Annotated in this window: 7 protein-coding genes and 1 pseudogene; 2 read left to right on the top strand and 6 right to left on the bottom strand. The window is 44.1% G+C overall.

All coding sequences use genetic code 11. The features are described from left to right. From JFC07_RS10230 to sohB, 6 genes and pseudogenes are all read right to left on the bottom strand, one after another. Positions 1-158: pseudogene (locus JFC07_RS10230) on the bottom strand (IS982 family transposase); the annotation flags it as partial. Between the two features lie 125 nt (positions 159-283). Beyond that, positions 284-1,153: an SDR family oxidoreductase gene (locus JFC07_RS10225; protein ID WP_068408752.1), complete on the bottom strand. Its 870-nt coding sequence runs from the start codon at positions 1,151-1,153 to the stop codon at positions 284-286. Between the two features lie 240 nt (positions 1,154-1,393). Then, positions 1,394-2,152, bottom strand: a complete 759-nt coding sequence (locus tag JFC07_RS10220; protein WP_068408751.1) for a histidine phosphatase family protein — start codon at positions 2,150-2,152, stop codon at positions 1,394-1,396. Positions 2,153-2,242: 90 nt separating this feature from the next. Continuing rightward, positions 2,243-3,526 (bottom strand): phosphotransferase family protein, encoded by a 1,284-nt coding sequence (locus JFC07_RS10215; protein ID WP_068408749.1) that lies wholly within the window; start codon positions 3,524-3,526, stop codon positions 2,243-2,245. A gap of 140 nt (positions 3,527-3,666) precedes the next feature. After that, positions 3,667-4,917 (bottom strand): acyl-CoA dehydrogenase family protein, encoded by a 1,251-nt coding sequence (locus JFC07_RS10210; protein ID WP_068408775.1) that lies wholly within the window; start codon positions 4,915-4,917, stop codon positions 3,667-3,669. 293 nt (positions 4,918-5,210) lie between these two features. Continuing rightward, positions 5,211-6,197, bottom strand: a complete 987-nt coding sequence (gene sohB, locus JFC07_RS10205) for a protease SohB (RefSeq protein WP_198328984.1) — start codon at positions 6,195-6,197, stop codon at positions 5,211-5,213. Between the two features lie 423 nt (positions 6,198-6,620). Between sohB and aspS the strand changes: the two genes are divergently transcribed. Together aspS and JFC07_RS10195 are read left to right on the top strand one after the other, a co-directional pair. Continuing rightward, a complete protein-coding gene (gene aspS, locus JFC07_RS10200; protein WP_068408773.1) occupies positions 6,621-8,447 on the top strand; it encodes an aspartate--tRNA ligase in 1,827 nt (608 codons plus the stop codon). Between the two features lie 67 nt (positions 8,448-8,514). After that, positions 8,515-9,474 (top strand): lysophospholipid acyltransferase family protein, encoded by a 960-nt coding sequence (locus tag JFC07_RS10195; protein ID WP_198328983.1) that lies wholly within the window; start codon positions 8,515-8,517, stop codon positions 9,472-9,474. The last annotated feature ends 12 nt before the right edge of the window (positions 9,475-9,486 follow it).

Raw genomic sequence — 9,486 nt, 5'->3', positions numbered from 1 at the left:
ACAGGGCAAGTTTGGAAACTCCCGCTTCATCATGCCAAGCATGTGATGGTAGTAATTAGCCGTTGACGGCCCGTTGCGATTAAGTGAGCCTCAAACTCAGGTTTGAATTGCTGATAAAAGTCGTCAATATGGCAGTATAGTTCGGTTAGGTTGTCCATGTAAGAAGTCCTTTTTGCTTAAGTGGTCTTGGTAAACTTACTTTAGCAACTTTGGACTTCTTTTTTTTCTTTTTTTGAGCCCTTATCCCGAACTGGGGTTAAAATTAATAACAACACAACCGCTATCAGCTGACTCTATTAACCACTTGTAATGGCAAATGCTTCATCGCTTGACCGACAATCGACCATGGCAGGCTTGGCACGCAAGCTTCGTCTACTTCTGCCTCAATCGCAGCAACGATCGCTTTGGTGCCTGTTTCTGCATCTACTTCAAACGGTAAAGGTTTGGCATTTTCATTGATTTCGGTGCGCACATAACCTGGATAAATGGTCGATACCTTAATCGGCAATTTGGTCAATAGCATATCGGCACGGATACCTTCTGCAAGATGTGCTAAACCCGCTTTACTTGCGCCATAAGCGGTCAAATGCTTAGGCAAGCCGCGCATCGCTGACATACTAGATATCACCACCAGATGACCGCTATTTTGAGCTCGGAAAATATTCATCGCCGCTTCACATTGGGCAAGCGCTGAGATGAAGTTAATCTCGACGGTTTTGCGATTGGTATCAAAGCGCCCTTTGCCAATCCGGCGGCTATCACCGACGCCGGCATTGACCACCACGCGATCAATATGACCAAAATCCGCTGCGAACCCATCAAACACCTCGAATATCGCATCGTAATCACTGACATCCAAGACACGGTATTCAATACGGATATCAGGATACTGCGCCGATAGCTCGGTTTTTAAATTTTCTAAACGATCAGTACGGCGGGCGCAAATGGCAAGATTATAACCAAGTTTTGCAAAGAGTCTTGCCATACCCTCGCCTAACCCTGAGCTTGCGCCAGTGATTAAAACCGTTTTACCGCGGCCAACCTGTTGCTTATTTAAACCTTTCAGATAACGCGCTGGCTGAATGGCACTAAATAACTGATTTTTATGGTGGTTAGCGCTACTGGTCACTAAGTTTATTAATTTATTTTTCATAAACCATCCTATTGGTATTCATATAAATGACGTCGACTGTCTATCGTAACGTAAATCTACAGAGTAAGTTTAGCAGTTATAGCCTAAAGCAAACACGCAAGCAACCTAAAGCAGCATAGAATCAAACTACTTTCACCCTGTAATGATTGATTTTAAAACCATAAAAAACGGCTACCTAGTTACAGTAACCGCTTCACGATGTTTTTAATTAACTGGCTTTAAGACTTTGATCTTTGTTTTTTAGCGCCAAGTCACAAAGCGTTTGCCCTCAGCAAATAAATGACTGTATTCGTTCAAAGACAACAGGCGACTCCGTTCATTTTTAAGCGTCAGCGATGTCACGCCAGTGTTGACCAAACTTTTATTGATTTGATAGGCTGTTGAGCTGCCCTGCTGTAATAACTGCGCAGTGATCGCAGCGATAATACCACCCGAGGTAAACACCAAAACCGTACTGTCAACGCCTAACTGCAAATTGGCAACTTGTTGACGTACTTGCTCAAGCGCTTGCTTGGCGCGCTCATTAAACTGTAGCCAGCTTTCGATATAATCACTGTCGTTTTCGCCCGCATGCCAACGCTGCATCGCGTCGTCAAACAACTCTGCCAGCCGTGTGACTGGCACCTCTGCTTTAGCAATCTCAGCAGCAATTCCCACACGGCTAGCAAAAGCAGGATTAGATTTTATCAGTACATCTTTATGATTAAACTCATCAAACTGCGGCAGTACATAGCTATCAGGCTCATCTAGATTGATGGCAGTTACGCTTGGTTTTTCGTTACTCTCGCCAAAAGATGACTGATAACTTTGCCAAAAATGGCGCGCAGAATCTTGCTGCCTAACCAAACTACCGCTAAAAATCGCATCGATTCGGCGCTGGGTCGTTGCATAATGCTGACCCAGCATTTGCGCCTGCATACTACCAAGCTCTGAGAGCTGGTCGTAATCTTCTTGCCCAAATGACGCTTGACCATGACGCGCTAAAAGTATGGTTGTCATAAAACATTGCCTTATTAATCGTACTTTTTTAAATTTTTTAGATTGAATCAACGGCTATAAATTTGTGCATTTACTATGCGTTTAAAGCGTTTATTCTTTAGCTTTAGAATTACTTTGTCCAAAATAGCTTTTTGGTAAAATGCCCTTGATAACCGTTTGAATCGGACTTGGTAGTTGCTCGACCATCGCCGCATCGACGCCTATATCTTGCAGATGCGGTTGCACGTGGCTTATAAATAAAGCCTCGCCTTCATACTGAGCAATCAGCTTGAGACATTTAGCATGTAAGACATGGACGATAATCCAAAAGTTCTTAAAAGCTGGATTGCTGGTTTGTTTATTATAATAACGATAATAAATCTGCTGCACGATACCGGCTAGGCGAAATAGTCCAAACACTTCATAAAACGTCCAGTTGTCTATCTTAAGGCCCGTCTTTTTAAGATAATAGGTTACCACTTCATCACGGGTCATCATGCCTTTTAAATGCGTTGGCTGACGGCGAGATTGCTGCATGATGATGTTGTCATCTTCTTCAATCCAATACGCTAAAGCGCTACCCAAATCCATCAAAGGGTCGCCTAAGGTAGCCATTTCCCAATCGAGCACACCGATGACCTTGGTCGGATCATCAGCCGCCAAAATCACATTATCAAAGCGCCAATCATTATGGATAACACAAGTTTTACTATCGGCAGGCGTGTGCTTGCCAAGCCATTGTCTTACCAAAGCAAAGCTTGGCACATTGGGCGTTTTGGCTTTGACATAACGCTTATCCCAGCCCGTCACTTGACGCTCACAATAACCTTCGCCGCGACCAAGATTTACCAAATCAGGGTGCTTGGTATAATCGACTTCATGCAACTCAATCAAAGCGTCGATGACATTGGTACATAACTCGCGTGTTTGCGCTTCGTTTAAATCGACGCCTTTTGGCAAATTAGCCCGCGGAATGATACCTTCCATTCGCTCCATGACATAAAAGTCTGCGCCAATAACGTCTTCATCAGTACACAGCGCGACCATTTTTGGTACATAGGGATAAGCATCTTTTAAAGCTTTTTGCACGGTATATTCGCGCACCATATCATGTGCCGATTTGGCTTTGGTGCCTTTTGGCGGACGGCGTAAAATCAAATCTTGGCCGTCACCTTCGCCTTCATATTGCAGCCGGTAAGTCCAGTTTGAAGCGCCACCTGAGAATTGTGTCACCGTTGGCTCGCCTTTTATATCAACGCCTTGCTCGCGTAGCCAGTCGCTGACCGCTTTGGCGTCAAGCTCTTCGCCCTCGCGCACTTCGCCGCCTTTATCTAAAACTTTATTAACGGTTTGATTGTCAGCATCAGTATGGTTGGCATGATGTTCAGTTGCCATAAGACATTCCTTATCGTGTGGTCGTTTATTTTTTACCAGTTATTTGTTGTTTATAAAAGCTTAAGAGTTAAAAATTCACTATCAAATCATCGATAGTGAATTTTTGGTCATATAATTTAAATGACAATGTAGCCGACTTTTTAAGATTTAGGAGGTTTAGACGAGCGGCTAAAACCTTGGCGTTTTAATTCTAATTTGGCAATCATGGTTTTATGTACTTCATCAGGACCATCGGCTAAACGTAGTGCGCGAGCTTGTGCAAAGAAAGCAGGCAACATCGTATCTTGACAAACACCCATGCCACCGTGAATTTGAATCGCCATATCAACCACTTCTTGCAAGACAGTCGGTGCAACGACTTTAATGGCAGAGATTTCAGTCAATGCCGCTTTGGTCCCCTTCGCGTCCATTTTTTGCGCCGCGTATAGTGTCAATAAACGCGCTTGGTCAATTTTGATACGGGCGTCAGCGATACGCTCAAAGTTACCGCCTAATTGTAGCAGAGGCTTACCAAACGCGGTACGCTGCATACCGCGCTTAACCGCGAGCTCAAGAGACTTTTCGGCAGCACCAATACAGCGCATGCAATGGTGAATACGACCTGGTCCTAGGCGACCTTGCGCAATCTCAAAGCCCATACCAGGTCCACCGATAAAGTTACCAGACGGCACACGCACATTATTAAAGCGGACTTCGCCATGACCGTGCGGCGCATCGTAATCACCAAATACCTTTAACATACGTTCGATGTTAACGCCTGCGGTGTTTGCTGGCACCAAGACCATCGAATGCTGATGGTGACGGTCTTTATCCTCATCAGGAGTATAAGCCATGACAATCAAAACATCGACGGCAGGGTCGCCAAGACCCGATGACCACCACTTGCTACCATCGATAACAATCTCATCGCCATCGACGACAGCAGTCGCTTGCATATTGGTTGCATCACTTGACGCCACATCAGGCTCAGTCATACAAAATACCGAACGCGTTTTACCTTCTAATATCGGCGTTAGCCATTTATCTTGCTGCTCCTGTGAACCATAACGCCATAACAGCTCCATATTTCCGCTATCAGGGGCATTACAATTAAAGACATAAGGCGCGAGCAAACTGCGACCGGTGAGCTCGGCAATCGGTGCATAATCAGTAACCGACAGCCCAGCCCCAAGCTTATCATCAGGTAAAAATAAATTCCATAAACCCGCTTCACGCGCTTGTTTACGTAGGCTCTCGTACTTTTCTGGCCAGCGCCAATTTTTCCAATTACCATCAGGGTTTTGCGCATGACAGTCCGCCCAAAACTGTGCTTCTATTGGCTCGATTTGGGTTTCGATAAACTCTTTGACTTTGGCATGCATGGCTTGACCATGTTCGCTGGCGGTAAACATTAATGTGTCGGTAGACATAGTTGACATCCTTTTCTTTACTGATGATTAATGGCTTTTATGAAATTCACATCAAAATTCTATGTGTTGAGATTGCATAAAAAGATTAATGAGATTTTATAGTGTACGTACGTATACTCTGTTTTATCTGCCCCATTTATAACACAGCATTTGCGATTAAACAGCAAAAAAGGCGCGACCCGCTAGGACACGCCTTTTACAAAATACAAACAATGCACGATTCAGTATTGGAATGTTAAAACGCTAACTATCAAGCAACCTAATGATATTTAAACTTATTTTAGGATATTCAAGCGAGAGTCTAAATCAAAACGTGCCAATGCATCTGGTAGCTTATCAATCGCCATGCTGAGTGTGGCTTCTGCAGCTTGTGATAAACCCAATTTTTCGGCAAGCGTGGGCTTTTGACGTGAATGCAGCGCATACACTTCATTATTTTCCATACGCTCTAAAATGTAGCTGTCTGAGGTTTGCAAGCTATCAATTAAGTTAAGTTTTAGCGCATCTTCCCCATACCAATGCTCACCAGTGGCAACTTTAGCGACATCCAGTGTTGGACGATAGGTATTAACGAAGTGCTTGAATAACTCGTGCGTCTGCTCCAGCTCTTCTTGATATTTAGCGCGGTCTTCGGCGTCATTTTCACCAAACACGGTCACGGTGCGCTTATAGTCGCCTGCGGTGAACATCTCGTAATCAACGTCATGATTTTTGAGCCATTTATGGAAGTTTGGTAATTGCGAGACCACACCGATTGAACCAATTATCGCAAAGGGTGCGGCAACGATATTGTCGGCGACACAAGCCATCATATAACCGCCACTGGCCGCGACTTTATCGACACAGACGGTAAGCTTTAGACCGGCGTCTTTTAAACGTGCTAATTGTGCCGCTGCCAAGCCATAACCATGAACCAAACCGCCGCCCGACTCTAAGCGTACGACGACTTCATCGCCTTTATTAGCGGTACTGATGAGTGTGCTGATTTCTTCGCGTAAATGCTTCACCGCTGTGGCTTTGATATCACCATCAAAATCAAGCACAAAAACTTGCTGCTTCTCATCGCTATTATTCTTTTTGTTTTTACTCTTATTTTTTACTTTTAATGCTTGCTTGGCTTTTTTCGCCATGGTTTTTCTAAGTTGTTTAAGCGCCGCTTTACCTTGCGTCGCCTCCATCAGATCTTCACGACGTTGCTCTTGGCTTTTATTGAGATGGATAACTCTTAGCTCAACAGGATTTTTAGAAGGATGAAAAAGCATGAGCAGGATTCCTTGATAGTTGAAATAAATAATTTTAATAGATAATTGAAGTGGTTTTAATACGGTTTAATAAGTTAGCTTGATATGCGCACAGTGACTAGCATTTTCAAGCAAAATGACAATATTTAACCCAAGACAAATATTACTGAATAAATACCACCTCTACTGATACGTCCCTGCCCTTCGTTTGAACACTACTGATTGGACGCCACAGGTTGTATAACAAAGGCAGATTAGGCATAATATGCGTTTACATCAAATTTTCTGCAGCCAACGTGATGACCATTTGTCTTATATCGCGTTATTCGTGCTTTTTTGGCTAAATGCTCAAAGGCACGGCGCTTATATTACACGCTAGCGGCTGCATTATTGTATTTCGAATTGGGCTGACAACTGGATAATTATATTATGACGCAAAGCACTATGACGCATAGCGAATACCGAGACGAATATTGCGGCGCTGTAACCGAAAGCTTACTTGAGCAAACCATTAGCATCGTAGGCTGGGTACATCGTCGTCGCGATCACGGTGGCGTGATTTTCTTAGACATGCGTGACCGCGCGGGTATCTTGCAGGTCGTCGTTGACCCAGATACGCCAGAAGCATTCGCGACTGCTGATGCGGTACGTCCTGAATATGTGCTAAAAATTACCGGTCGCGTTCGCCGTCGTTACGAAGGTACTGAAAACGCTAATATGACCAGTGGTCAAATTGAGCTATTGGGCAAAGAGATTGAAGTATTGGCAAAATCTGAAACCCCGCCTTTCCCATTAAATGATGAGAAAACCACGGTATCAGAAGATCTGCGTTTAAAATATCGCTACCTTGATATGCGTCGTCCGCAAATGCAAGAGCGCATGGTTTTCCGTGCTAAAGCCACCTCAACGATTCGTCGTTATCTAGATGACCATGGTTTCTTAGACGTTGAAACGCCTATCTTGACTCGTGCCACACCAGAAGGCGCACGGGATTATCTGGTGCCTTCACGCACTCGCCCGGGTAACTTTTTTGCTTTACCGCAGTCACCACAGCTATTTAAACAGTTATTGATGGTGTCAGGATTTGATCGTTATTATCAAATCGCTAAGTGTTTCCGTGACGAAGACTTACGTGCTGACCGTCAGCCTGAATTTACCCAAGTCGATATTGAGACTTCTTTCTTAAATGAAGAAGAAATCATGAATATCAACGAAGGTTTGATTAAGCATCTATTTAAAACCATGCTGGATGTTGAATTTGAACAATTTCCGCGTATGACTTATGCTGAAGCCATGCGCGACTATGCCTCAGACAAGCCTGACCTACGTATTCCATTAAAATTGGTCGACGTTGCTGATTTAATGAAAGACGTTGATTTTAAAGTCTTTGCCGGTCCTGCCAACGACCCTAAAGGCCGCGTTGCTGCCCTTCGAATTCCTGGCGGTGCTTCATTAAGCCGTAAGCAAATCGACGCTTATACTAAGTTTGTGAGCATTTATGGTGCACGTGGTTTGGCTTATATTAAAGTCAATGACGCCAGCAACATCAACAACGGTGTCGATAAAGAATCTGGTCTACAATCGCCTATCATCAAAAATATGACTGATGACGTCCTAGCGAGCTTGATTGAGCGTACGGGTGCCGAGAGTAATGATATTATCTTCTTCGGTGCTGATAAAGCCAGTGTCGTCAACGATGCCATCGGTGCGTTACGTCAAAAAATTGGTCTAGACTTAGACATGCTGACCTGCGAATGGGCGCCACTTTGGGTGACTGACTTCCCAATGTTTGAAGAAACGGATGATGGGCGCTGGACATCAATGCACCATCCGTTTACCAAACCAAAAGGCTCTGTTGAAGAATTGAAAACCAAACCTGAATCAGCGCTTTCTATCGCTTATGATATGGTGTTAAACGGTACTGAAATCGGCGGCGGTAGCTTACGTATCAATACCCTTGAGATGCAAAAAGCGGTATTTGAAGCGCTAGGTATCGATGAGGCTGAAGCCGAAGAGAAATTTAGCTTCTTACTTGATGCTCTAAAATTCGGTGCGCCTCCGCATGGTGGTTTAGCCTTCGGTTTGGATCGCCTCATTATGCTGATGGTCGGCGCAAGCTCTATCCGTGACGTGATCGCCTTCCCTAAAACCAAAACTGCTGAAGACCCATTGACGCAAGCGCCTGCTCCGGTAGATAGCAAACAGCTACGTGAACTTGGTATCCGTGTACGTGAAAAGGCCCAGCCTGATACCAATAAACCTGCACAATAAATGGTTTAGTCATGCGCAGATATTGTTTATATTGTCCGTTATGTAATGTATCACCATGCGAATGGTCATGAATCCATATCATCTCTTCAAATTCGTGCCACTGTCTGTTTTGCAGATGCTGGCACGTTTTGTTGCCTGGGTAATATTACGCCTACCAAATGCTAGTATCATGCGCACTGTGCGTATCAATATGGCGCTGATTGCGCCGTCGTTATCTGCTCATCAAAAACGCGCATTAACCAAAGACATTATTTATCATCAATGTTTAACCAGTATCGAATCTATCAAAAGCTGGGCGATGCCACCGCAGTGGAGCATTGCCCAGATTCGTGACGTGCATAATAAAGAGTATTTATTAGAAGGGCTTGCCAATCCTAATGGAATGCTGGCGATTGTCCCCCATCTGGGTACGTGGGAGATGATGAACGCGTGGCTTAATCAGTTTGGCGCGCCAACGATTATGTATAAGCCTGTTAAAGGCGAGCTGACTAACGATTTTGTCTTGCAAGGTCGCTCGCGTCTTAATGCCACACTGGTTCCGACCGATGGTAGCGGTGTCAAAGCGGTTTTTAAAACCTTAAAACAAGGCGGTTTTAGTATTGTATTGCCTGATCACGTTCCTGAACCTTCAGGTGGCGTAATTGTGCCCTTTTTTGGTATTGAAACTTTAACCAGCACATTGGCGTCAAAACTGGCAAGCAAAACCAAGTGTGCCTTGGTTGGCTTATCCTGCATACGTCGTGACGACGGGCAGGGTTTTGACATTTATTGTTATAAATTAGACGATCCAGCGCTCTATGACCGCAATACTGAAACCGCTGCTCATGCGCTCAATATTGCCATGCAGCATATGATTGAATCTCATTACAGTCATTATATGTGGGGTTATCGCCGTTTTAAACAAATCCCTTTATTAGACAACCCTTATAGGGCTGACGAAAAAGCTTTGGCTGATTTTATCAACGGTAATATCCAAAAACATGCCTTACATGATAATAAGCAAATGTCTAATAATTCTGAAGTTTAATTCTAATAAGCA

This window comes from Psychrobacter faecalis, assembly GCF_016107575.1.
In the GTDB taxonomy this organism is placed as follows: Bacteria; Pseudomonadota; Gammaproteobacteria; order Pseudomonadales; family Moraxellaceae; genus Psychrobacter; species Psychrobacter faecalis.
Note: the sequence above shows the minus strand (reverse complement) of the source record. Positions and strands in the feature narration are given on the sequence as shown.

Coding starts and splice junctions, on each gene's coding strand:
- sohB (WP_198328984.1), bottom strand. CDS start 6,197: ATGCTTTTTCATCCTTCTAAAAATCCTGTTGAGCTAAGAGTTATCCAT.
- JFC07_RS10225 (WP_068408752.1), bottom strand. CDS start 1,153: ATGAAAAATAAATTAATAAACTTAGTGACCAGTAGCGCTAACCACCAT.
- aspS (WP_068408773.1), top strand. CDS start 6,621: ATGACGCATAGCGAATACCGAGACGAATATTGCGGCGCTGTAACCGAA.
- JFC07_RS10195 (WP_198328983.1), top strand. CDS start 8,515: ATGAATCCATATCATCTCTTCAAATTCGTGCCACTGTCTGTTTTGCAG.
- JFC07_RS10220 (WP_068408751.1), bottom strand. CDS start 2,152: ATGACAACCATACTTTTAGCGCGTCATGGTCAAGCGTCATTTGGGCAA.
- JFC07_RS10215 (WP_068408749.1), bottom strand. CDS start 3,526: ATGGCAACTGAACATCATGCCAACCATACTGATGCTGACAATCAAACC.
- JFC07_RS10210 (WP_068408775.1), bottom strand. CDS start 4,917: ATGTTTACCGCCAGCGAACATGGTCAAGCCATGCATGCCAAAGTCAAA.